This is a genomic window from Microbacterium sp. MMO-56 (assembly GCF_037146215.1).
Lineage (GTDB): Bacteria > Actinomycetota > Actinomycetes > Actinomycetales > Microbacteriaceae > Microbacterium.
Genome location: NZ_JBBCVW010000051.1, coordinates 1 through 1,096 on the forward strand (window position 1 = coordinate 1; position 1,096 = coordinate 1,096).

The window sequence follows — 1,096 nt, forward strand, 5'->3', positions numbered from 1 at the left end:
CGCCCGCCGGATCGCCCGCGGCTTCACCAACTACGACAACTACCGGCTCCGCATGCTCCTGATCGCCGGCGGACTTGACCCCCTCACCCCCACCTAGAATGCGCAGAGCCGTCAAAGGATCTGCTGAGGAGACACGGAGGATCCGCGCCTCGCGTGCGCAGTCGCTCCGTGCGCGAGACCGCGGCGGCAGCTCGCCGTCACGGAGAGCGCCGCGGAGTGGCGGCGACGGTCGCGGCCCCCACGACGGTCGCACCGGCGCCTTCCAGGGCGCGCACCGCCTCCCGCAGCGTGGCGCCCGTCGTCACCACGTCGTCGACGAGGAGCACCCGGCGGCCGGCGACGGCGGCCAGGTGCAGTGGGGCCACGCGCAGCGTCCCGGAGACATTGCGCGCACGGGCGTCCACGCCCAGCCCCCGCTGGTCCGCGGACCGGCGCGCCACCCTCAGCAGGCGCCGGGGGTGCAGTCCCGCGCGCACGGCGAGCATCTCGACCACACGGAATCCGCGGCGGCGCATCGTGGCCGGCGACGTCGGTACCGGGACGACCACGACCTGCCCCGACGACGACGCGAGCACCTCCCGCGCCGCAGCCGACAGCGCGGGGGCGAGGGCACGCACGAGCACGGTAGCCCCCTGCTCCTTGCACGCGCGCAGGACACGCGCCGCGACGCCGTCGAAGACCACCCCCGCGCACACGGGAACGCCGATGCCCACGGCACGCACGGTCCGAGGAGAGATCGCTCGGCGGCAGGAGCCGCAAAGCGGAACGTCGGGGATGCCGCACCCCGCGCACGACGTGGGCAGCACGACGGCCAGCGCCGCCTGCGCGGCCGCGCGCCACTGCGACAGGAGCGGGGAGGAGTCGCCGGCGGTGTCCACTCGTCCAGCATCGGAGACGCACGATCGCCGCAGCGGACACAGCACAGGATCTGTGGACAACGCACCTATGGCGCAGCGTCCATGAGACGAACGCGATGCGCCGACAGTGGTGTGTTAACGGGAAATGGCCACCCAGCAGTGGGTGGCCATTTCTCGAAAGAAGTCCGGCGGTGTCCTACTCTCCCACAGGGTCCCCCCTGCAGTACCATCGGCGCTGT

General features: G+C 72.8%; 1 protein-coding gene. It reads right to left on the minus strand.

Annotation, left to right across the window (positions count from 1 at the left end; all coding sequences use genetic code 11):
• Window positions 1–197: 197 nt before the first annotated feature.
• A complete protein-coding gene (locus WFI00_RS17740; RefSeq protein WP_336633676.1) occupies window positions 198–878 on the minus strand; it encodes a ComF family protein in 681 nt (226 codons plus the stop codon).
• Between the last annotated feature and the right edge of the window lie 218 nt (window positions 879–1,096).